Here is a 21,257-nt window from a genome sequence, read left to right on the forward strand (position 1 = left end):
ACATGAACGACGCTCTATACATCGCGGCCACCGGCCTGCAGGCGCACCAGTCGAACGTCGACACGGTCGCCAACAACCTGGCCAACATCAACACGCCGGGGTTCAAGCGCACCAGCGCAAACTTCCATGACGTGATGCGTGCGTCCGCCGCGACTGCCGAAGGCGACGCCGCTGCGACCGGCAACCTTGCGGCATCTCCGGTCGGCGTCAAGATCGCCAGCACCGTGAAGGACTTCAGCGCCGGCGAGCTGCGAAACACCGGCAGCGCGATGGACATCGCCATCCGCGGCGACGGCTTCATCGAGGTGCAGATGCCCGACGGCAGCACCGCCTTCTCGCGCGGCGGCTCGCTCGTCGTCGACAAGGACGGCCTGCTGGCCACCGTCGAAGGCCACGTGCTGCGCCCGGCCATCCACGTGGGCCGCGACATCAGCAAGCTGGCGATCGCCGCTGACGGCAGCGTGAGCGGCACCGACGCGAACGGCCGCCAGACACCGGTGCTCGGCCGCATCGAGCTCGTCGGCTTCGCCAACACGTCCGGCCTGCGCGCACAGGGCGACCGCCTGTTCAAGAGCACCGAGGTCTCGGGCGAAGCCGTGCCGGTCAAGCTGGGCGACAGCGGTGGCCCGTCGATCGCGCAGGGCTTCGTCGAAGCCTCCAACGTCAAGCTGGTGGACGAGATGGTCACCCTGATGGTCGCGCAGCGCGCCTACGAGATGAACGTCAAGGTCATCCAGACCGCCGATGAAATGGCGGCGATGAGCAACAACCTGAGGCGTTGATGGCCACCTCGTCGAACTCCTCCATGCGCATCGCCGGCGGCGCGCTGCTGTTCGCAGCAAGCACCGCCCTGGCCGCGCCGCTCGCCCCCATGGCGGCGGCGCGCGACGCGCTGGAACGCTCGCTCAAGGCCAAGTGCCCGCCGTGCACCTTCGAGGTCCGCGAAGACGCCGATGCAGCCACCGAGCGCGACCTCGCCGCGGCGCCGCAATGGACGGTGAAGTCCACCGACACGGCCTTGCGCAGGCGGATGACGGTGCTGCTGGAACCCGTAGGAACCGCGGCAGTGCGGGCGGCGCGCGTCGGCTTCACCGTCGAGGCGCATGCCAACGCATGGAAGCTCCTGCATGCAGCCGACCCGGGGGTACCGCTGCGCGCCGAGGACGTCCAGGCCGTGACCGCCGACGCCATCGCCGAGCCTGATCTGGCCGCCGTTCCCGACGTCGCCCTGTGGCGTCCGACACGTCCGCTGCCCGAAGGCCGCGTGCTTCGCCTGAGCGACCTCGCGGCCGCAGACAGCGTGCTGCGCGGCGACCTCGTCGACGTGCGCCTGCAGGCCGGCGCCGTCGCCTTGGAAGCGCGCGGCACCGCGCTCAATGCCGGCAAGCCCGGCGAACTCGTGAAGGTGGCGCTGCCCGGCCGGCGCGACACCGTCGAAGGAACAGTGACCGCCGACCGGCGCATCCTGGTGAGACCATGAAGAACCGACACATCGCCCGAATCGTCATCGCGTGCGGCCTGGCCATGACGGCCCTGGCCGCGTCCGCCGTCGACAGCCTCTACCGCGAGGACACCTACCAGCCCCTCACCGCCGACCGCAAGGGCACGCGGGTGGGCGACCTCGTCACCGTGCAGATCTTCGAGGCCTCCAGCGCCACGAGCACGGCCGACACCAACTCCGACCGCTCGGCCGACCTCGCCGTCGAAGTGGCCGGCACGCAGCGCCGCCTGCGCCGCTCCGCATCGCTGAGCAACGACATGCAGGGCACCGGCCGCACCGAGCGCACCGGCCGCCTGCTGGCCCAGGTGACGGTGTCCATCAAGGAGATCCTGCCCAACGGCGACCTGATGCTGGCCGGCGACCAGATGCTGGAGATCAACGACGAGCGCCAGCGCATCCATCTCGAAGGCCGGATCCGTCCGGTCGACCTGCAGGAGAACAACCTCGTGCTGTCGTCGAGGTTGGCAGACGCCAAGATCAGCTACCTGGGCAACGGCGTCATCGGCGACAAGCAGAAGCCGGCGTGGTGGCAGAAGATCCTGACGGCGCTGGGGGTCTGACATGAGATCCCGCCTCACTCTTGCATTCGTGCTGGCCGCGCTCCTCGGGGCGTCGCTGCCCGCCGTCGCCGCCGCTGCCGCCAGCACCGACGCGCCCGTGCGCATCAAGGACCTGGGCAGGCTCTCGGGCTGGCGCGAGAACGCCCTGGTGGGCTACGGGCTGGTGACCGGCTTGGCGGGCACCGGAGATTCCGCACGCAGCAAGGCCACGCGCCAGTCCATCGCCAACATGCTGTCGCGCTTCGACGTGGCCATCCCGTCCGACGACGTGAACACGCGCAACGTGGCGGCCGTGATGGTCACGGCCCAGCTGCCGGCATTTGCACGCACCGGCGACACAATCGACGTGACGGTCACTTCCGTCGGCGACGCACGCAGCCTGGTGGGAGGCACGCTGCTGCTGGCTCCGATGAAGGGTGCCAATGGCCACGTGTATGCACTGGCGCAAGGCTCGGTGTCTGTGGGCGGCTACCGCTACGACGCCAACGGCACGCTCACGCAGAAGAACCATCCGACCGTGGGAACGGTCTCTGCTGGCGCCACCGTGGAAGCCACTGCGCCGGACACCGCCGGCCCGCAGCGCAGCGTGACCTTCGTGCTCGCGCAGCCGGACTACACCACGGCCGCACGCATCGCCGACGCCATCAACCAGCAGCTCGGGCAGTCCATCGCCGAGGTGCGTGACGCCGGGGGCGTCGACGTCGCTGTGCCGGAAAAATTCGCCGGCCAGGTGCCACGCTTCCTCGCCACGCTGGAGTCGGTGTCGGTACAGCCCGACCGGCGCGCCAAGGTGGTCGTGAACGAACGCACCGGCACCGTGGTCAGCGGCGGCGACGTGCGCATCTCGCGGGTGGCCGTGTCCCATGGCGAGCTGCGGGTGTCGGTGGTCACCGAGAACAGCGTCTCGCAGCCCACGCTCGTGCGCCAGACCGGCCCCGGCGTGCGCACGCAGGAGGTGGCCAACAGCCGCATCAGCGTGGACGAGAACGCGGGTTCGGTCTTCCTGCCACCCACCAACAACACCGTGGCCGACCTGGTGCAGGCGCTCGCGCGCCTGCACACGCCGGCGCGCGACGTCATCTCCATCCTCGAAGCGGTCAAGGCCGCCGGCGCACTGCACGCCGATCTCATCGTGCAGTAACCCACCGAACAACGACGACTACCCAAGGACACGACGTGATCCATCCTGTTGACGACACCACCACCGCCCTGGTCCGCATGGCGATGGACGCCGCGAACCTGCGGCAGCTCGCCCACGCCAGCAACATCGCCGCCGCCGGCACCGAGGGCCACGTGCCGGTGCGGGTGGAATTCGAAGAGCACATGGGCGCCGTGCGCGATGCGCTGCAGACCGGCCGCGCCAATGCGTCTGCCCTCGCCGGCGCACGCGAGGCCACGCTGGTGCACGACACCGGCACCAGCGTGAAGCTGGACCAGGAAGTGGCCGCGATGTCGCAGAACGCGCTGCACTACCAGGCCCTCGTGAAGCTGCTGGACAAGCAGTATTCGATGGTCTCCACCGCCATCGACGGAGGCAAGCGCTGATGGACTACCGCGCCGCATTCCAGATCAGCGCCGCCGGCATGGACGCCGAGCGCCTGCGCCTCGACGTGACCGCGCTGAACCTCGCGAACATGAACACCACCTCCAAGACCGAGGCCGGTGCATTCCGCCCGATGCAGGTGGTGACCCAGCTCAAGGGCGTGAACTTCGAAGGCGTGATGCAGGCCGAGGGCGCCATGCTGGGCCTGCCGCAGGCCAGCGTGGTACCGACCAACGCACAGCCGCGCTTCGTGCACGACCCGTCGCACCCCCATGCCGATGCGAGCGGCATGGTGGCCTACCCCGGCGTGCAGCACGCCAACGAGATGGTGCGGATGGTGAACGCGCTGCGCAGCTACGAAGCCAACGTCGCGGCGGCCAGCGCCACGCGTGCCATGGCCGCCAAGGCCCTTGAGATCGGAGCAGGCCAATGACCCCGGAATCCATTTCCGCCCTGGGCGCCGTCGCGCAGGACCCCGCGTCCGCCGCTGACCTCGCCCAGCTGTCGCCCCAGCAGGCCGCACAGCCCCAGGGCAAGACCTTCGCCACCTGGATGAGCCAGGAAGTGGCCAGCGTCAACCAGCAGATGGTGTCGGCCGAGCAGGGCCTGCAGCAACTGGCCTCGGGTGCGCCCGTCAGCCTGCACGAGGTGATGATGCGTGCCGAGGAAGCGCGCCTGTCGTTCCAGCTCATGGTTCAGATGAGAAACAAGGTCCTGGAGGCATACCAGGACATCATGCGCATGCAGGCCTGAGGGACGCGAGATGTCGGCGTTGAATGATTTCTGGAACGGCCTGTCGCGCAGCGCGCGCACGGGCTTCATCGTGGGCCTGGCGGCCATCGTGACGGCGGTCGTGCTGCTGGCCTGGGCCACGCTGCGCACCGACTACGGCGTGCTGTTCTCCGACCTCAATGACCGCGACCTCGCGGCCATGGTCGGCGAACTCGACAAGATGAAGGTGGCCTACAAGGTCGATGACGCTGGCCGCACGCTGCTCGTGCCCAAGGACCAGGTCCACAAGGTGCGCATCAAGCTCATGGGCACGCCGGTGGCCCTGCACGGCGCGGTGGGGTTCGAGCTGTTCAACAGCTCCGACCTCGCGATGACCGACTTCGCGCAGAAGGTGAACTACCAGCGCGCGCTGCAAGGCGAGCTGACGCGCACCATCCTGTCGCTGGACGAGATCCAGAACGCGCGCGTGCACCTGGCGCTGCCCGAACAGGGCCTGTTCCGCAAGACGGCCACCAAGGCCAAGGCTTCGGTGACGGTGCACCTCAAGCCGGGGCGGGTGCTCGCGGGCGAGCAGGTCACCGGCATCCAGCGGCTGGTCGCCGCATCGGTGAACGACATCACCGCCGAGGACGTGGCCGTGCTCGACCAGCACGGCGTGGTGCTGTCGCACGGCGCCATCGGCACCGAGCCCGCGGTCGCCAACCTTGACCAGAAGCAAGGGGCCGAGGCCTACCTCGCCAAGAAGGCGCTGGCCGTGGTGGACAAGCTCTACGGTCCCGGCGAAAGCCTGGTGACGGTGGACGCCGAGTTCCGCCATGAACAGACACGCGTGACCACCGAGGAGGTGCTGCCTGCCCGCCAGGCGTCCGGCGATTCGCCGGCCACCGGCGTGATCGTGCGCGAGCGCGTCTCCACCCACGAGGGCGCCGGCGCCGACAAGGCCGGCTCGTCCACGCAGGAGACGGACTACCAGACCGGCAAGCGCACCGAGCAGATCGTCTCGCCGGCCGGGCAGCTCAAGCGGCTGAACGTGGCGGTGGTGGTGCGGCGTCCGCTGGATGCAGCGGAAACCGACAAGGTGCGCGACCTCGTGGCCGCCGCGGTGGGCCTGGATCGCCAGCGCGGCGACGTGATCGCCGTGCAGTCGATGTCCAGCATCGCCAGCGCGACGGAGCCGGCCACAGCCGCGGTGGCGAAGGACGATCCCGCGCCCGTGGCGCCGCCGCGCACCGAGCGCACGGAAGAGCCCCGCCAGGCTGTGCCTTACTTCGCCGCCCTGCTGGGGCTGGCCGTGCTGGCCGGCCTCGCCTGGTTGCTCGCCCGCCGCGGCAACACGCCAGCCCGGGAAGCCGTTTCCCTCAGCGATGCACAACGCGCTGAATTGCTGGGACAGGTGCGCGGCTGGCTCGACCAGGACACCACGGCCTCGGGCCCTTCGACGCTGCGAGGCCGCTGATGAGTTCCCGCCAAGCCGCCTTGCTGGTCCATTCACTGGCCGCCCCGGACCGCGAGTGGGTGCTGTCGCGCCTGGACGGCGCCGAGCAGGAACGCCTGCGCGGCTTGCTGTCCGAACTGGGTGAACTGGGCATTCCGCAGGACCGCCGCCTGGTCGAGTCGGCACTCGCCCAGCCCACGCCGCGCGTGGCGGCCATCGCCACCATGCCGGTGGATGACGACGGCCTGGTGAGGCATGCCGGCGCCCAAGCCATTGCCGGCGTTCTGCATCGCGAGCCCACGGCCTTCGTGCGCAAGCTGATCGCCTGCGGCGACTGGCCATGGCTGGAGGACGTGGCCTCGCGCCTGGGCATTCCATCGGGCTCGATCGCTGAAGGATCCGCCGCATCGCCGGCATTCCGCCGTGCCGCCATCGGGCTGCTCGCGAGCCGCTTGCGCGAGGCCGGCGTCGCGGCGCAGGTGCCCACCCGCCAGCTGAACACGACAACAGATCCCGCATCGCCCAGGCCATGGATGAAGCGGATGCAATCGATGTGGAGGAAGCCGCAATGAGAAAGATCGTCAAGGACGCCACCCTGGCCCAGCCGCGCGTGGCCCTGCGCGCCGCGCTGGCACAGCGACCCATTCCCGCGGCGCGGCCGCTGGCGGCACACGCCGAGCCGGCCGCCAGACCTGTGGGCATCGCGGTGGACGAAGAGAAGCACCTTCGCCAACTGCGGCAGAACGCGGAGCGTGCGGGCTATGAGGCCGGCATGAAGCAGGCGCAAGCCGACATCGATGCCACGCTGGATGCCGAGCGCGCCCGCGTCAATCGCATCCTGGATGAGTTGCGTGCGAACCAGGCCAGGCACGTGCAGACGCTGACCGGCCAGTGCGAGGACTTCGCCTTCACGGTGCTGTGCCGCATGCTCGGCGAAGGCGCGGTGGAGCGCGCCGCCGTGGCCGCCGTTGCCGCCGCCGTGCTGCGCGAGGCGGGCGACGGCGCCGTCACCACGCTGCGCGTGCATCCCGAGGACGCCGCGCTGATGCAGGTCGTGCTCGAAGGCAGCGGACACCAGGGCATCGCCATCGAATCCGACCCAGGCATCAAGCTGGGTGGCTGCGTGGCCGACACGGCCGCCGGGCGCCTGGATGCATCCTTCGACACGCAGCTCGCGCTGCTGGCCCAGGCGCTGGCCGAGGCCCGTGCAAGGCGCAACGGGACAGCCGCTGAATGAACCACCTGGCCGACATCGCCCGGCACACGCCACTCACCCGCTGGACGGGTGAGGTCATCGGCGTGCGCTCGGCCACCGTGGAAGCCAGCCCCCTGCCGGTGCGGCTGGGCGACGTCTGCACCATCCGGCGGCCGGGCGGCCGCGAGAGCGTGGATGCGGAGGTCATCGGCTTGAGTCCCGGCAAGGTCATCCTCATGCCGTGCGGCCCGTCCCTGGGCATCGGCCTGGGCGACGAAGTCGTCCACGGCACCAACTCATCGCGCGTGGCGGTGAGCGATGCGGTCATCGGCCGCGTGCTCGACGCGCATGGCAAGCCGCTGGATGAAGGCCATGAACTCCTGGCCGGCACGCCCATGCCGCTGCGCCCCCAGCCGCTGAACCCGATGTCGCGCCCGGCCATCGAGCGCCAGCTGGGCACCGGCGTGCGTGCCATCGATGCCTTCCTGCCCATCGGCTGCGGGCAGCGCGTGGGCATCTTCGCCGGCAGCGGCGTGGGCAAGAGCACCTTGCTGGGCATGCTGGCGCGCAGCGTGCAATCCGACGTCAATGTGGTGGCGCTCATAGGCGAGCGCGGCCGCGAGGTGCGCGAGTTCCTGCTGCACCACCTCGGGCCTGAAGGCCTGGCCCGCTCGGTCGTCGTGGCGGCAACGTCCGACCAGCCCGCCGTCGTGCGGGCCCGCGCGGCACTGACGGCCACGGCCATGGCCGAATACTTCCGCGACCAGGGCAAGAACGTGTTCCTGATGATGGACTCGGTCACCCGCTTCGCGATGGCGCGGCGCGAGATCGAGCTCGCGGCCGGCCAGCCGCCCACGGCGCGCGGCTACACGCCTGGCGTCTTCGCCGAGATCCCGGCGCTGTGCGAGCGCGCGGGCACTGCGGCGTCGGGCGGGTCGATCACCGCGGTGTACACCGTGCTGGTGGAAGGCGACGACCACAACGAGCCCATCGCCGACACGCTGCGCGCCACGCTGGATGGCCACATCGTGCTGACACGCGAGCTGGCCCACGAAGGACACTACCCGGCGATCGACATCATGCAAAGCGTCAGCCGCCTCGCTTCGGCGCTGCTGGCGGACGTTGACCTGCGCGCGCAGGACGGCGCCCGCCGTTCCATGACGGTGTTCCGCCGCTATCGCGAGATGATCGAGATGGGCCTGTACAAGCGCGGCTCCAACCTCGAGGTGGATGCTGCGCAGGACGCCGTCGCCAGGATCAATGAATTCCTGAAGCAGTCCACCGGCGAGTCGGCGGCACTGGCCGATACCCGCCAGGCACTGCGCGAACTGGTCGCCACCAAGGCATGAGCATGGACAGGAAAAAGCACACCATCCACCTCGTGCAGCAAGTGCTCAAGGTGCGCGCATGGAGCGAGGAAAGCGCCAAGGGAGCGTTGAACGACGCCAACGCGGAACTGGACAGCCGGCTCGCCGCGCGCGAGGTGATCGAGACACGCATCACTGGCAATCTCGCCGCCCTGCGCCTGGCCCACGGACAGGCCGGAACGGCGCTGGACCTGGACCAGATCCAGCGCCTGAGGCAATGGCAGGGCGACAGCGAAGCCGAGATGGAGAAAGCCGGCGCTGCGGTCGATGCCGCACAGCAGGTGGCCGACGACGCCCGCGAAGCACTGGGCGGCATCGTGGCGGAACGGCGCGCGCTGGGCACCATGAAAGACCGGCTGCAGCATGAGCTGCGGTCCGACGACGCCCGCGTCCAGGGACGGCTGGCCGATGAAGCCTACGCCGCCAATGCATCCCATCGTGCAGGAGAGCCACATGGCACGCATTGACCGCATGGACGTGCCGGCCAACGCCGCCTCGCAGGCGCGCGACCTGGTGCGCACCAACGAGCAGGCCTGGCGCAAGGCGATGGACGGCGCCTTGTTCGAGCTGCTCCAGCGAGATCCCCAAGCAGCGCGACAGGACACGCCGCCGCAGCCGCAGACAGCGGTGCGCCAGCAAGCCGTCCAGGCCGACACGCCCCTGCAGTCAACGACCAGGGACAGCGCGCAGTCATCCACCGAGACCACGCGCACGATCGCCAACCCACCGTCTTCGGCAGCGCGCACGATCGCGCCGGCGCAGCCCGAGCCCGCATCGACATGCAACGCTGACGTGCACCAGCAGACCGTGCCAGCAGCCCCGCTTCAACACCTGATGCCGGGGCGCATGGCGGCCGCGTCATCCGGCGAGGCGGCCGCATCAGGCGAGGCTGTTGCGCCGCCCGTGCCGCCCCTGCCATCGGCCACGGCCTGGACGGCATCGGTCCCCCTTCGCGCCACGCCCCAGTTCGCAGCAAGCGAAGACGGGGCCGCGCCACCCGAACAGTCCGAGCTCGCCGAGCAGCGCAGCGACGAGCCGCTCACCGTTCCCGCCGACACCCACGTCTTCCTCGAACACACCGGTGAAGGCGCCGTGCTGTGGATGCGCGATGCGCGCGGCGACGCCGCCACGCTGTCGCCGTCACTGAAGTTCCTGCTCGCCGAGTCCGCCCGCCAAGGCGTGAAGGTCACCGGCGTGCGGCTGAACGGCCGCGCGCTCGCGTGGCCGCAGCTGAATTCCATCCCCCATTCCGAACATCCGCAAGGAGAAGACCATGGCCGTTGAGAGCGTGTCGTCCAGCACGACATCGTCGAACTCGCAGATCAACCTGCAGGACTTCCTGCGGATCCTGACCAGCCAGTTGACCAACCAGGACCCGATGAAGCCCATGGACAACACCGAGTTCATGGCGCAACTGGCGCAGTTCACGTCGCTGGAGCAGACGCGCCAGCTCAACGAGACGATGGGCTCGCTGCTGTCGGTGCAGTCCACCACGCAGTCGGTCGGGCTCATCGGCCGCACGGTGACCGTGAGTCTCGCCAGCGGCACCGACACCGGCCAGGTCGTCTCGCTGGACCTCACCGGCAGCCAGCCGCAGATGAACGTGAAGCTCAGCAGCGGCTCGGTGGTCTCGGGCATCACGCTGGACAAGATCCAGACCGTTCAATAAGGAGCAGCTCACATGCTGGATTCACTGTACGTCGGCATGACCGGCCTGGAGGGCTACTCCAAGGGCCTGCGCGTCATCAGCAACAACGTCGCCAACCTCAACACGCCGGGCTTCAAGGGCTCACAGCAGCAGTTCTCCGACCTGTTCTACCAAGGCGGCTCGGGCGGCTCCGCGTCGTCCAACGGCGGCTTTCCGCAATACGGCACCGGCCTGAACGCACTGGCCACCACCTTGAACCTCAAGGCCGGCGAAACCCGCCAGACCGGCGGCGCGCTGGACGTCTCCGTCACTGGCGACGGCTTCTTCGTGCTCAAGGACAAGGACAGCGGTGACGTCCGCTACACGCGCGCCGGCCAGATGCAGTTCGACAAGGACGGCTTCCTCACCGGGCAGGACACCTCGCAGCATGTGATGGGCTTCGCCGACAGCGGCGCGCTCGTGGACATCTCGCTCACCGGCCTGCGCGCCAACGCCGCCAAGGCCACGGCGAACGTGGTGCTGCAAGGCAACCTGTCGAGCACGCTCACGACCTCCACGCTGGACAACGTGAAGGTCATCGATGGCGCCGGCGCGGAGCACCTGCTGAAGCTGGTGTTCAAGCGCACGACCGCCGCCGACAAGGACTGGAGCGTGGACGTGATCGACGGCACCACCACCCTCACCACCGGCAGCGTGAGCTTTGCCGACGGCAAGGTGGTGGCCGGCAAGGACAGCGTGGCTTTCAGCTTCACGCCCACCGGCGCCGCCGCCATGAGCGTGACCGTCAAGCTCGGTGCGGACGTGACCTCCTTCGCGTCGGGCTCCAGCTCCTCGCTGGCCGTCGCGTCGCAGGACGGCATCGCCCCCGGCACGCTCACGAACGCGACCTTCGACGTCGACGGCAAGCTCAAGCTGACCTACAGCAACGGCCAGACGGTGGATGGCCCGCAGCTCGCCCTCGCCCGCTTCGATTCCAGCGAAGCGATCGAGTCCGCCGGCGGCAACCAGTTCATCGCCCGCGACGCCAGCCTGGCGCGCCTGGGTCGCGCCAATGCGGGCGGCCTGGGCAAGATCACGGCGGGCCAGCTCGAACTCTCCAACGTGGACCTGTCGGTGGAGTTCAGCGACTTGATCGTGATGCAGCGCGGCTACCAGGCCGCCTCGCGCATCGTGAGCACCGCCGACGAGATGCTCAAGGAACTGTTCGACATGAAGGGACACGGCTAAGTGAGCGTGCGTCCATTCCGGCTGGTGCCCGACACCGCCATCTCCGCCATCCGCGAAGCCGTTGCGCAGTGCCTGGCGCACTGGGCCGGTGACTGGGGCGCGACCCTGGACGACATCCAGGCCGACGTGCACCGTTTCGACGGCAACGATCTCGCCGCGCCCACGGACGAGTGGCAGCCGCTGCATGGTGGCTGGATGTGGAAGAGCAGCGAGCTGCCCTCGCATGTCGCCTCCGCCATGGGCCTGCCCGCCGCGCCGAAGACGGAAACACCGTCGATGTCCGCGCAGGCGGTGGCGCAGGCCGCGGCCGACCTGGGAACCCGGGTCGCCGGGCTCCTGCGGGACCTGCGCGATGCCTCGTCAACGGTCCGGCCGCCCAGCCTGTCGCAGGCCGCGCAGATGCCCGGCCACGGGATCGTGCACGTCACGCTCAGGCGCGGCACCGGCGTGCTGTCACTCGCGGCCGATGTCACGGCTTTCAAGGCCTGGATACCGCAAGCCATCAAGTCGGCGCCGATCCGTGCCGAAGACCTCGACGCCGCACTGCGCACGCAGGCCGCGACGCTCGAGGTCGTCCTCGGCCACACCGAGCTGTCGCTGGCCGACATGATGGACCTGGGCGCCGGCGACGTGCTGCTGCTGGACCGCCGCATCGACCAACCCCTCGTCCTGAGCGCCATCGACGGCCAGGCCGAGCTGCCCGTGCACCTGGGCCGGCAAGGCGACCACTTTGCCGTGCAACTCATGGGCCACCACCATTCCTGACATTGCGTGACAACATGAACGAACACCACACGTCCCATCCGCAGCCCTCCGCCGCGACGAGCGACCAGCTCCACATGGTCGAGCTCGAAGAGCTCAAGCCGCAGCAGGCCGGCAAGTCGGCGCTGCTCGAAGACCGCGTGAGCCTGTTCAGCGGCGTGAAGGCGCGTGTCAGCGCCGTTGTGGGCGAGACGCAATCGCCCATCGGCGAGCTGCTGTCCATGAAGGAAGGCGCCGTGCTCAAGCTGGACCGCCACGTCGACGCGCCCATCGAGCTGCGCGTCGAAGGCCGCGTCATCGCGCGCGGGCAGCTGTCGGTGCTGGGCGACCAGTTCGCCGTGCGCATCACCGAAGTCGTCGGCGGCGCCAAGGCGTGAGGCGCGCCATGCTTCGCCAGGCTTTGGCAGCCTCGGCCTGCGCCTGCGCGGGCCTGGCCAGCGCCGCCAGCACCATCCCTTTCAAGCCGGAGGCGGCTGAAGGTCCCTCGGGCGGCCAATGGGGCTGGGCCCTGCTGGTGTGCGTGGCCGTGCTGGCAGCGCTGATAGTGCTGGCGCGCCACCCGGCGGTGCGGAGGCTGATCGGCGCGGTGCCTTTGAATGCAACCGTTCCCACGCAGGGGCTGCAGGTCGTCGACTCCGTGCGGCTGACACCGCAGGTGCGGCTGGTCACCGTCGCGTTCGGGGACCAGGTGCTGCTGCTGTCGGTCTCGGGCCAGGGCGCCACCCTGGTCAGCTCGCGCCCGGCGGACAAGCCATGAAGACGCTGCATCCCTTCTGGCGAATGGTGCAGGTGCTGCTGGTGCTGCTGGCCACCCTGGCCTGCGCGCCCCTGGCGATGGCCGCTGCGCAGGCGCCCAACGCCGCGGCGCTGTCCGACCCGATCCGCGTGGTGGCCGCCAATCCGCTGGGCGGCAACCCGGCCGAGCTGTCCTCGGCCTTGCGCATATTCCTGCTGCTGACCGCGCTCAGCCTCATCCCGGCCGTGCTCATCTGCACGACCGCCTTCGTGCGCATCGTCATCGTGCTGTCGATGGTACGGCACGCCATCGGCCTGCAGGACTCGCCGCCCAACATGGTCATCATGAGCCTGTCACTCTTCCTGACGGTGTTCGCGATGTCGCCGGTGGCCACGCAGATCAACGAGTCCGCGGTGGCACCCTACCAGGCCGGCAAGATCTCGCTGGAACAGGCGCTGGACCAGGGCAAGCGGCCCTTGAAGGAATTCATGGTGCGGCAGACCCGCGAGAGCGACCTGTCGCTGATGGTCGAGCTGGCCAACGCGCCGGCCCCGCAGTCGCTGGACGACATCAGCATGGTGCACCTCATCCCGGCCTTCATGCTGTCGGAGCTGCGCACGGCCTTCCAGATCGGCTTCGTGATCTTCCTGCCCTTCCTGCTCATCGACATCGTCGTCTCCAGCGTGCTGATGTCGCTGGGCATGATGATGGTGCCGCCGGCCACCATCGCCATCCCGGTCAAGATCCTGCTGTTCGTGCTGATCGACGGCTGGCATCTGCTGATCAAGGCCTTGATGGGCACCATCGTCTAGAGGCATGACGACGCTCGCGCCTTCGCCACCCCGGCCCGATGCCGCGCAGGACGCGGCATTGTGGGCGCGCTATCTCGGTGGCACCGACAACACCTGCCGCGATGCGCTGGTGACGCGCTACGAGCGGCTGGTGCGCATCCTTGCGGCGCGGGCCTACTCGAACCGCATCAGCCCCGAGCTCGAGTTCGACGACTACTACCAGTTCGGCATGCTCGGCCTGCTGCAAGCGCTGGACCGCTTCGACCCGGCAGCCGGCGTGCGCTTCGAGACCTTTGCCAGCCGCCGCGTGGCCGGCGCCATTCTGGACGGGGTGGTGACGCTCAGCGAGAAGCAGCAGCAGATCGCCACGCGGCAGCGTGCGATCAAGGAGCGGGCCGCATCGGTCCGCGAAGGCAGCTCGCCGCGCGAGGACGCTTTCCAGCGCCTGGCGGATGTGGCGGTGGGCCTGGCACTGGGTTTCCTGCTGGAAGACACCGGCCTGTACGTGAGCGAAGAGCGGGCCTACCCGGACAACAGCTATTCCGGTCTCGAGCTGCGCCAGCTCAAGAAGAGCGTGCAGGCCGCCGTGCGCCAGTTGCCCGACCAGGAGCGGCGGCTGGTGACCTTGCACTACATGCAGCAGCATGGGTTCGATGAGATCGGCGTGCAGTGGTCGCTGACCAAGGGGCGCATCTCCCAGATCCATCGCAGCGCCCTCAAGCGGCTGCGCGCCTTGCTCAAGCCCGACGGCGATGGAGCAGCACCATGAGCCCGGTGAGCGAGCGGCCGTTGCGGGTGCTGCTGGCGTGGGAGCTGGGCGCCAACCTCGGCCACCTGCTGCGCCTGTTGCCGATTGCGCAGGCATTGCATGCACTGGGACACATGGTGAGCCTGGCGGTGCCGGACCCCGCGGCGGTGCGTGAGCGCATGGGGCCGCTGCCCTGGGAGGTCTTGCGCATTCCGCGTCCGGTGCGCGGCGACGAGACGGAGCCCGCGTGCTTCGCGCAGATTTTGGCCATGCACGGCTTCGGCGCGGACGACCTGCTCGGCGACGCCATGCGAGCCTGGCAGCGGCTGCTGTCGGTGGCCCGGCCCGACGTGCTCCTGGCCGACCATGCGCCGCTGGCGCTGCTGGCCGGGCGCCTGTACCGCGTGCCCGCGGTGCACGTGGCCACCGGCTGGGAATCGCCACCCTTCGGCGGCACGCTGCCCATCCTGCGCCCCGCCATGCCCGAGGCCGAGCCCAGCCGCGTCCGCGCGCTGGAGGACAGCATCGTGGCGCGCATCAATCGCCTGTGCGTCGAACACCAGGCGCCGCCCATGCAGGTGCTGGGCGAGGTGTTCCGTGCGCAGCTCAGCCTGCTGGCGACGTGGCCTGAGATCGATCATTTCCAGCCGCGCCCGGACCGACCCTGGTTCGCCGTGGGTGATCCGCGCCGGCAGCCGACCTGCATCGGCCCGCTGTTCAGCGCCGACACGGGCGCCCCCGCGGCATGGCCGCAGGGCCAGGGCCCGCGCGTGTTCGTGTACATGCAACGCGGCCCGGCCACCGCGGCTGTGCTTCGCCATCTCGGCGCCATCGGTGCGCGGGTGGTGGCTTCGGTGCCCGGAGCCACGATGGCCGAGCGGAATGCGGCCGGCCCGTCGTGCCAGCTCCACGATGCGCCGGTGCGGCTGGACAGCGTGCTGCCACAAGCGGACCTCGTGCTCAGCCACGGCAGCCACGGGCTGACCGCGGCCAGCCTGCTGGCCGGCGTGCCCATGGTGTCCGTGCCCATGCAGATGGAGCAGGCCACCTTGACGCAGCAGGTGCGCCGTCTCGGTGCCGCTGAACTTCTGCGCCCGGCCGACGTCGAGTCGCAGGGGCGCGACCTCATCGTCCGTGTGCTGGGCACGCCGAGCTACCGTGATGCCGCCAACGCCATGGCGCGGCGCCATGCGGGCTTCGATCCCCGGGTCGTGGCGCGGCGCATCGCGGCCAGCATCGAGCACATGGGGCGGCATTTCGCGCAGGGCGCGCAAGCGTCCGTCCCGGAGGAGGCCAGGACATGACCCTGGAAGCCCTGCCGCTGCGGCCCTGGCGCGAGCGCGTGCCCTTCGTGCAGATCGAAGTCACCACCATCTGCAACTTCCGCTGCTTCTACTGCGCGGGCCGCGACATGCCGCAGACCCACATGCCGTGGGAGCGATTCATCGGCATCCTCGACAGCCTGGGCAGGGAGCCGAAGCAGCAGGTGTCGCTGCAGGGCGAAGGCGAGCCCACGGCGCATCCGCGCTTCTGGGACATGGTGGACGCCATCACGGCGCGCGGCAAGGAGCCCTACACCATCACCAACGCGAGCCTCATCGACGTGGACCGCGCCGCGGCCAGCTTCAAGACATTGGGCGTGTCCATCGACACGCTGGACAAGGCCGAGGCCGACCGCATCGGCCGCTACAAGCTGGAGCGTGTGGTCGAGCGCTTCGAAGCCCTGGTGGCAGCAATGGGGCCTCGTCGCGTGCTGGTGCACACGGTGGACTACGGGCAGGACGTGGCGCCCGTGCGCGCGTACCTGCAGGGCCTGGGCGTGCCCCACTACGTGCAGCCGCTGCAGTGGAAGGCCGACTACCAGAAGCACTATGCCGAGGCGATGCCGATCGTCGGCTGGCAGCACCGCGGGCGCTGCGACTACATCGAGCGGCCGCGCATGCGCTACTTCAACATGGACGGCACGGAGATGCCCTGCTGCTTCATCAAGGATGCATCGCGCTTCGAATCCATCGACGCGCTGGAGCGTGACTTCTCGCAGCAGAAGGTGCCCGCCTCGTGCATCGGATGCCACCAGATTGCGCGGCCGGTGAGACAGGCGCCGTGAAGCGCGACGACGCAATCGCGAACGCCCTGGCAGACCCCGGGCGCCTGTGCCCGGTGCTGGCCATGGGTGTGATGATCCGCGGCCGCGAGCTGAAGGCCCGCCTGCATGAACAGGAACACGTGGTGAAGGCGCCGCCGCGTTTCCTGCAGCGTCTGTACGACTGGTGCGACGGCTCACGCAGCCTGGCCGACATTCGTGCCTTGGCCCAGGCGCCCGGATATGGCGAATCGTTCTGCCGCTTCGTGGATGCGCTGCTCGATGCCGGGCTGCTCGTCGACGCTGCGCGCAGCCTCATTGAGGCTTCACAGGTCGCACGCTATCCCTCGTGGACGGGACAGGCGGCACCGCCCGAGACATGGCGACAGCTGATTGCGGGGCCGATGGCGGAAACGCCAGCATGGCCCGCGACAGCACGCGCACTGCCCGAGCCGCTGGACAGCCCCTTGCTGCGCCTCGTGGAGCAGCGGCAGTCGGCCATCGCATTCGGCGACGCGCCGGTGAGTGCGGCACAGCTTGGCGCGATGCTGCAGGCCATGTACGGCGCCAATGCCGAGGGCACCCACCGGGCGGTGGCGTCCGCAGGCGGCTTCTATCCGCTGCACATCACGCTGTGCCTGATGAAGGCAATGGACGATCGGCCGCCCGGCGTCTACCGCGTTCACTACGCACGAGCAAAGGTGGGGCTGGAGCGCATCGATGCCCCCGACGGATTCCTGCCGCGGGCGTTCATGCAGCCGCTGCGTCTGCAAGGGGCGGCCTTTGCGCTCGTCGTGAGCTGCGACCTGCAACCTGGTTCCCTCAAGTACCGCAACCGCTTCTTCCAGTACGCCTTCACCGAGGCCGGTGCGGTGATGAACAACGCCGCCCTGGCCTGCGTCGAAGTCGGGCTGGGCCTGCGCACGCTGGGCGGCTTCGACGAGGACATGCTCTCGCGGATGCTGGCGCTGGACGGCCGTACGCCGCTGATCGCAAGCGTGGGCGGCAGCCTGCCCGGAGCCGATGCCCGCCCTCGCCGGTCGGTGCGGGCGAGTTGGTCATTGGGATTGCCGAGTCGCAGCTTCAACGCGGCATCCGCCTGTGTTCGCGGTGCAGATGGTGCGTGGGGCAACCCATGCTGGGGGCGCGACCAGGATCCGAAGCTGGCGCTGGACAAGGCCATCGCGGAAGCCGTGGAGCGCAGCGCCTATCGCCAGCGTGGGGCTTGCATGGAAGCGCCTGCCCACGCCCTGGACCGGCCATGGCTGCATCCGGACCGCTTCGTGGCGTACTCGCCCGCGCAGCACCGGCAGGCCGGCTTTCCATTCGCGCGCTTCGACGAGAACGAGCCGCGGCTTTGGACCGAATGCCGACATGCCATCACCGGCGAACCGGTGCTCGTGCTGGCTGACCTCGTCTTTCATCGGAACAGCTTCGACCCGGACTACGCCGCGCGGCTCGTCACCCATGCCTCTTCATCGGGCTGCGCCAGCCACCGCAGTCGCGAACAGGCGGTGTCGGCGGCGGTGTGCGAGCTCATCGAACGCGATGCGTTCTCGCGGCATTGGCTGGCGCAGCGGGCGGGCGTGGCGGTGGCGCTGAAGACCCTGCCCGCGAAGATCGCCGCGCTCGCGGCGGACCTGGCCGGGCGGCACGTGCAGGTCCAGGTGCAACGACTGGATGCCTCATGGATGCCGGTGTGGTTCGTGTGGATGCAGTCGGAGCAGGCAGGCTTCACCACCGTGGCCGCTGCCAGCGGGTTCGGACCGGAGGCGGCGCTGGAGTCAGCCTTCTTCGAAGCGCACACTGCGGCCCTCGTGAGGCTGGCATCGCGCCAACCAACTGGCATCGCCGCCCGGGCCGTGCGCACGCCTCGCGACCATGCCGACCTCTACGCCCAGCGCCGGTACTTCCGGCGGGCCGATGCCCTGTGCAGCAACGAGCCTCAGGTGGATTTCGGCACGGCCGTGGCGGGGTGGTGCCCATCGTTCGAGGCCTTGCGCGCTGGCCTTGCGGCCCACGGACGGGACATCGTCGTGGCCGACCTGAGCCTGCCTGATGCTCCCACCACCTGGGATGGCACGCCCATCGTCACGGTCCGCGCCCTGGCGCCCGGACTGGTTCCGCTGGGCTTCGGTGCCGGGCGGATGCCGCTGGGCATGGGGGCGGAGCGGGTGGCTGGCGGTGAATTTCCTCACCCTTTTCCCTAGTTTTTGCCGTGAGCACTAAACGAAACCCTGAAACCGCGGATAGCTTGGTACGCAGCACGTTCGGCCCGTACCGGCTCGACCCGCGCCCCCATCGATCGGAGTAATCACATGAGCGCTGACATTCGCAAGGAAGGCATCCCGGTTTTCGTGGACGGCCAGGAAAGCCGCATCCAGGCCCGGGCCCCTCGGCAGGACGAAGCGGAGGGCTGGAGCATCACCACGCGCCCTTACCGCCACCGGCCCGAAGACGCCTTGCTCGACAACCTGGGGTCGGACAGCAGCTGCTGCTGCTTCCTGCCCGGCAACCGTGTGACCATGGCTGACGGCTCGACCCGGGCCATCGAGTCCATCGTAGCTGGCGACATGGTGCTGACCATGACCGGCCCGGCCCGCGTGAGCGCCCGCAAGACCACCCGCCTGGGCCTGACCCGCAAGGTCATCGAGCTGCGCGGCATCGGCGACGAAGTGCTGTTCATGACCGATGACCATCCCCTGTGGGTGAGCCGCCAGGCCCAATCCGGCGAACGCCGTGAAAGCTGGGGCACCTACAACCTGCACCACCTCATGTACGAGCTGCGCGGCTCCAACGATGGCAACACGCTCGATGCCGTCGTGCCCCTGTGGTTCGACCTGCCCGAGCAGGTGGCCCACACCAGCGGCTGGCTGCACGTGCGGCCGGTGTTCCATCAAGTCGCGGCCGAGACCGAGGTGTTCCACCTGATCGTCGAAGGCGCGACCAGCTTCGTGGTGGAAGGCTTCCCGGTGTTCAGCCATTCGCTGCATGAGCAGGGCAAGGCGGGTGCATGGCAGGGCATCCGCCAGGACGAGCAGGCAGTGAACTTCGTCAGCGCCTTGTCTGCCGCGACGGCCTGAACACATCGCCGCAGATGAACAGGGCCGGCCGGGCATTGCCCGCCGGCCCTTTGTCTTTGTTCATGGCTTCGCCGCGGGGAACAGCGAGTCGAGCATGGGGCGGTAGGCCTTGGGGTGCACCATGGGGTGGCAGTTCATCTCCAGGAACCACACGGCGCCTTGGCTGTCGACCACGGCGTCCACGGTGTAAATGGAGTCGCGAATGTGGTCGGGCACCGTGCGCAGGAAGGCCGGACCCGTCTGGAGAAATTGCTCGCGGATGGGCGCATCCAGGCTGTCCAGCACGTCACGATCCAGCAGGGTGCGCAGGTCGTAGTCGGTCACGTACTTGAAGCCCACCCACACCTTGCGGCCGGCGGCGGGAATGTCATCGAGCCGAAAGCCTTGCCAGGCGAGCATCGGCTCGGCAGGCGCTGTCGGATACGTGCGGTCGAAGCTGCCGCGAGGCTGCGTCAGCAGCGCACGAATGCTGCGCTGGCCGTCGCCCACGACATGCGGCGGAGTCAGCACCTCCACCGCGACAGGCTGATCGCGCCAGTACCAGGCCTTGGCGGACCGGCCGAACTTGAAGGCTTCGAAGAATGAGCCTTCCGGCAACGCCGAGGTGGGAGCCGGCGCATGTGCGCCCCAGGGGCCGGTGATGTTCTTGCCGAAGGAGCCGTGACGAGCCTTCACCAGGAAGTCTCCTCCGGCGGGCGGCGACGCCGAACTCCAAGGCGGGGTGCGCAGGCCTTCATCGGCGCACCACTGCTTGAAGACGAGCTTGTCGGCAGCGCACGGCCAATGATGGGCCGGGTAAGGCAGCCAGCCCACGAAGGAGCCGTTGTCACCGATCGTGTGGGTGTAGCCCAGGCCGGTCGGCGTGCGGACGGAAAACCGCGGGGTCATGGAGACGGTCTTGCCGGCTTGGGAGACCTGCAGCACGAAGCTGGATGGGTCGAGCGCCAGGGTCGCAGCGTGCGTGCCGGCCCATGCACGGATGGGGCGAAGGTGGTTGAGGGGGTCGAAGAGGAATTGCATGGTCAGGGCAGCGACGAGACCAATTCGCTCCAGCGTTGCAGCACGAGGTCAGTGTAGGGCTCGGCGGCAATCGCGTAGGCGCCGAGCGCATAGCCGTCGTTGGCTTCGACCAGGGCGGTCTGGCCGGACTCCAGAACACCGAAGTCGATGCCGTAGGCCGAGGGCGCCTCTCCCGAAGCACGGAAGGTTGCAAGCGCTGCGGCCACCACATCCAGGTCCAGCGTTCGCTGAGGGGCGCCGTCGTAGTGGTCGATGCTGACGATGCGATCGCGAACGACGTAGACGCGGAATTCGCTGACCCAGTTCACCACCTCGGAGCACCACACGGGTTGGCGCCGACTGGTGCTGCCGAGCCGATAGAGATCGCTGGCCGATGACACGACAAAGCCGGTGAAGTTCTTGCGGCGCGCAGCCGGTTTGACGAAGACAGGCGGGAGGCCCGTGTCCCACGCCATCTGCTCGATGGCGCCCAGCGTGCTCTTCCACACCTTGCGGTGCATGAAGGGCTGCAGACACTTCGGATAGTCGTTGGCCAGAGGGATCTCGATGCCCAGCTGCTTCATGGCCCCGTGCATCGCATCCATGTCGCCGGCGATGAACGAGTTGCGCGTCAAGGGCAGGTCGCGGCGCTGGATGCGCTTGAGCGTGTAGAACTCGATGGGGATGCCGCGGCGGGTCAGGTCGTCGTGAAGTCGCTGTTCTTCATCGCGCAGGCGATGTTGGCCGTTGTGCTGGAGGAAGGCGATGTTGAACATAAGTAGACGCGAGTTCGCATGGTAAGACCCGAACCTTGTTCACCCGCTCACGCGCACGCTAAACATCCAAC

General features: G+C 68.9%; 26 protein-coding genes. 24 read left to right on the forward strand and 2 right to left on the reverse strand.

Annotation, left to right across the window (positions count from 1 at the left end):
• The first annotated feature begins 2 nt into the window (after positions 1 to 2).
• The 24 genes from DZC73_RS06570 to DZC73_RS06690 all read left to right on the forward strand — a co-directional run bounded on the left by DZC73_RS06570 (position 3) and on the right by DZC73_RS06690 (position 19,411).
• Positions 3 to 782, forward strand: a complete 780-nt coding sequence (locus tag DZC73_RS06570) for a flagellar hook-basal body protein (RefSeq protein ID WP_124539347.1) — start codon at positions 3 to 5, stop codon at positions 780 to 782.
• Entirely contained in the window at positions 782 to 1,480 is a 699-nt protein-coding gene (gene flgA / locus DZC73_RS06575; RefSeq protein ID WP_124539348.1) for a flagellar basal body P-ring formation chaperone FlgA, read from the forward strand. Before DZC73_RS06570 ends, flgA begins: the two co-directional genes overlap by 1 nt.
• On the forward strand, positions 1,477 to 2,061 hold the full coding sequence (locus DZC73_RS06580; protein ID WP_124539349.1) for a flagellar basal body L-ring protein FlgH: 585 nt from the start codon (positions 1,477 to 1,479) through the stop codon (positions 2,059 to 2,061). Before flgA ends, DZC73_RS06580 begins: the two co-directional genes overlap by 4 nt.
• Before the next feature lies 1 nt (position 2,062).
• Complete coding sequence (locus DZC73_RS06585) at positions 2,063 to 3,202, forward strand: flagellar basal body P-ring protein FlgI (protein ID WP_124539350.1); 1,140 nt, start codon at positions 2,063 to 2,065, stop codon at positions 3,200 to 3,202.
• Positions 3,203 to 3,237: 35 nt separating this feature from the next.
• Positions 3,238 to 3,606, forward strand: coding sequence for a flagellar basal body rod protein FlgB (locus tag DZC73_RS06590; protein ID WP_124539351.1), 369 nt, complete (start codon positions 3,238 to 3,240; stop codon positions 3,604 to 3,606).
• Positions 3,606 to 4,037, forward strand: a complete 432-nt coding sequence (gene flgC / locus DZC73_RS06595; protein WP_124539352.1) for a flagellar basal body rod protein FlgC — start codon at positions 3,606 to 3,608, stop codon at positions 4,035 to 4,037. The genes DZC73_RS06590 and flgC overlap by 1 nt, the downstream gene beginning before the upstream one ends.
• Positions 4,034 to 4,357 (forward strand): flagellar hook-basal body complex protein FliE, encoded by a 324-nt coding sequence (gene fliE, locus DZC73_RS06600; protein ID WP_124539353.1) that lies wholly within the window; start codon positions 4,034 to 4,036, stop codon positions 4,355 to 4,357. The genes flgC and fliE overlap by 4 nt, the downstream gene beginning before the upstream one ends.
• Positions 4,358 to 4,367: 10 nt before the next feature.
• Entirely contained in the window at positions 4,368 to 5,792 is a 1,425-nt protein-coding gene (fliF, locus tag DZC73_RS06605) for a flagellar basal-body MS-ring/collar protein FliF (RefSeq protein WP_124539354.1), read from the forward strand.
• Positions 5,792 to 6,343 carry a hypothetical protein gene (locus DZC73_RS06610; protein WP_124539355.1) on the forward strand — a complete coding sequence of 184 codons (552 nt, stop codon included), beginning with the start codon at positions 5,792 to 5,794 and terminating at the stop codon, positions 6,341 to 6,343. Before fliF ends, DZC73_RS06610 begins: the two co-directional genes overlap by 1 nt.
• The gene (locus DZC73_RS06615; RefSeq protein WP_161974482.1) at positions 6,340 to 7,008 is read left to right on the forward strand and encodes a FliH/SctL family protein; all 669 of its coding nucleotides are present in this window, start codon (positions 6,340 to 6,342) and stop codon (positions 7,006 to 7,008) included. Before DZC73_RS06610 ends, DZC73_RS06615 begins: the two co-directional genes overlap by 4 nt.
• A complete protein-coding gene (locus DZC73_RS06620) occupies positions 7,005 to 8,315 on the forward strand; it encodes a FliI/YscN family ATPase (RefSeq protein ID WP_124539357.1) in 1,311 nt (436 codons plus the stop codon). The genes DZC73_RS06615 and DZC73_RS06620 overlap by 4 nt, the downstream gene beginning before the upstream one ends.
• Positions 8,316 to 8,317: 2 nt before the next feature.
• Positions 8,318 to 8,800, forward strand: coding sequence for a hypothetical protein (locus tag DZC73_RS06625; protein ID WP_124539358.1), 483 nt, complete (start codon positions 8,318 to 8,320; stop codon positions 8,798 to 8,800).
• Positions 8,787 to 9,617: a hypothetical protein gene (locus DZC73_RS29630; RefSeq protein ID WP_161974483.1), complete on the forward strand. Its 831-nt coding sequence runs from the start codon at positions 8,787 to 8,789 to the stop codon at positions 9,615 to 9,617. The genes DZC73_RS06625 and DZC73_RS29630 overlap by 14 nt, the downstream gene beginning before the upstream one ends.
• Positions 9,607 to 10,002: a flagellar hook assembly protein FlgD gene (locus DZC73_RS06640; RefSeq protein WP_124539361.1), complete on the forward strand. Its 396-nt coding sequence runs from the start codon at positions 9,607 to 9,609 to the stop codon at positions 10,000 to 10,002. Before DZC73_RS29630 ends, DZC73_RS06640 begins: the two co-directional genes overlap by 11 nt.
• Before the next feature lie 12 nt (positions 10,003 to 10,014).
• Positions 10,015 to 11,208 (forward strand): flagellar hook protein FlgE, encoded by a 1,194-nt coding sequence (locus DZC73_RS06645; RefSeq protein ID WP_124539362.1) that lies wholly within the window; start codon positions 10,015 to 10,017, stop codon positions 11,206 to 11,208.
• Complete coding sequence (locus tag DZC73_RS06650) at positions 11,209 to 11,973, forward strand: FliM/FliN family flagellar motor C-terminal domain-containing protein (RefSeq protein WP_124539363.1); 765 nt, start codon at positions 11,209 to 11,211, stop codon at positions 11,971 to 11,973.
• Positions 11,974 to 11,987: 14 nt separating this feature from the next.
• Positions 11,988 to 12,347, forward strand: coding sequence for a FliM/FliN family flagellar motor switch protein (locus tag DZC73_RS06655; protein WP_124539364.1), 360 nt, complete (start codon positions 11,988 to 11,990; stop codon positions 12,345 to 12,347).
• Positions 12,348 to 12,355: 8 nt separating this feature from the next.
• A complete protein-coding gene (locus DZC73_RS06660) occupies positions 12,356 to 12,727 on the forward strand; it encodes a flagellar biosynthetic protein FliO (protein WP_124539365.1) in 372 nt (123 codons plus the stop codon).
• Complete coding sequence (gene fliP, locus DZC73_RS06665) at positions 12,724 to 13,518, forward strand: flagellar type III secretion system pore protein FliP (protein ID WP_235835010.1); 795 nt, start codon at positions 12,724 to 12,726, stop codon at positions 13,516 to 13,518. Before DZC73_RS06660 ends, fliP begins: the two co-directional genes overlap by 4 nt.
• 4 nt (positions 13,519 to 13,522) lie before the next feature.
• Entirely contained in the window at positions 13,523 to 14,266 is a 744-nt protein-coding gene (locus tag DZC73_RS06670; RefSeq protein ID WP_124539366.1) for a sigma-70 family RNA polymerase sigma factor, read from the forward strand.
• Positions 14,263 to 15,549 (forward strand): glycosyltransferase, encoded by a 1,287-nt coding sequence (locus DZC73_RS06675; protein ID WP_124539367.1) that lies wholly within the window; start codon positions 14,263 to 14,265, stop codon positions 15,547 to 15,549. Before DZC73_RS06670 ends, DZC73_RS06675 begins: the two co-directional genes overlap by 4 nt.
• Positions 15,546 to 16,352 carry a radical SAM protein gene (locus tag DZC73_RS06680; protein ID WP_124539368.1) on the forward strand — a complete coding sequence of 269 codons (807 nt, stop codon included), beginning with the start codon at positions 15,546 to 15,548 and terminating at the stop codon, positions 16,350 to 16,352. Before DZC73_RS06675 ends, DZC73_RS06680 begins: the two co-directional genes overlap by 4 nt.
• On the forward strand, positions 16,349 to 18,538 hold the full coding sequence (locus DZC73_RS06685; RefSeq protein WP_161974484.1) for a YcaO-like family protein: 2,190 nt from the start codon (positions 16,349 to 16,351) through the stop codon (positions 18,536 to 18,538). The genes DZC73_RS06680 and DZC73_RS06685 overlap by 4 nt, the downstream gene beginning before the upstream one ends.
• Before the next feature lie 108 nt (positions 18,539 to 18,646).
• Positions 18,647 to 19,411 (forward strand): Hint domain-containing protein, encoded by a 765-nt coding sequence (locus tag DZC73_RS06690; RefSeq protein ID WP_124539370.1) that lies wholly within the window; start codon positions 18,647 to 18,649, stop codon positions 19,409 to 19,411.
• A 60-nt stretch (positions 19,412 to 19,471) separates the two neighbouring features.
• On the opposite strand, the gene DZC73_RS06695 is transcribed toward DZC73_RS06690, so the two are convergent.
• Together DZC73_RS06695 and DZC73_RS06700 are read right to left on the reverse strand one after the other, a co-directional pair.
• On the reverse strand, positions 19,472 to 20,431 hold the full coding sequence (locus DZC73_RS06695; RefSeq protein ID WP_124539371.1) for a hypothetical protein: 960 nt from the start codon (positions 20,429 to 20,431) through the stop codon (positions 19,472 to 19,474).
• Positions 20,432 to 20,433: 2 nt separating this feature from the next.
• A complete protein-coding gene (locus DZC73_RS06700) occupies positions 20,434 to 21,186 on the reverse strand; it encodes an ATP-grasp domain-containing protein (RefSeq protein ID WP_124539372.1) in 753 nt (250 codons plus the stop codon).
• Positions 21,187 to 21,257 lie beyond the last annotated feature (71 nt).

Source organism: Rhizobacter terrae (assembly GCF_003852895.1).
GTDB lineage: Bacteria > Pseudomonadota > Gammaproteobacteria > Burkholderiales > Burkholderiaceae_C > Albitalea > Albitalea terrae.